The sequence below is a fragment of the Lentzea terrae genome, assembly GCF_003265345.1.
GTDB lineage: Bacteria > Actinomycetota > Actinomycetes > Mycobacteriales > Pseudonocardiaceae > Lentzea > Lentzea terrae.
The window spans coordinates 541117-541649 of sequence record NZ_QFWW01000020.1 but is presented as its reverse complement, the minus strand read 5'-3'; the positions used below and the strand labels follow the sequence as shown (position 1 = coordinate 541649).

The 533-nt window shown below is 68.9% G+C and carries 1 protein-coding gene; it reads left to right on the top strand.

Features of this window, described 5'->3' with window-relative positions; all coding sequences use genetic code 11:
- A partial coding sequence (locus DI276_RS51205) for an HNH endonuclease signature motif containing protein (protein ID WP_198680857.1) occupies positions 1 to 298 on the top strand: 298 nt, incomplete at its 5' end.
- Positions 299 to 533: the final 235 nt, after the last annotated feature.

Below are 533 nucleotides of genomic sequence, written 5' to 3'. Positions count from 1 at the left end.
CCGCACCTTCCCGGCCGGAATCCGCCGCATCCTGGTCGCCCGCGACCACGGCTGCGCGTTCCCCGGCTGCGGCAGACCACCGAAACAGTGCGACGCCCACCATGTCCACCACTGGGCCGACGGCGGTGTCACCTCGGTCGGCAACGCGGTCCTGCTGTGCCGCCACCACCACACACTGATCCACCACAGCGAGTGGACAGTGAAAATGGTCCACGGCATACCCACCTTCTACCCGCCCGCGTGGCTCGACCCGCAACGCAGGCCAAGACGCAACCTCCTCCACACCGCAGCGGCATGACGGGCGGGCCCACGGGCCCGCCCGCAATTGGCACGCCCGCCGCCTGCCGCCTACCGAATGAACGCCCCTCGGCCCGCTCGCAATGGACTCGGCGATACCCGCTGACGCCTTTCCGGGAGCGCGCCACGAGGATTCCATCTATATCTCGCGAAGCCGAAGGCAAGCGGCGATGGCGAAGCCGAGCCGATGTTCCTATGGCAACGCGGGCCGAAGGCAACTCCGTGTGGCGATGCGC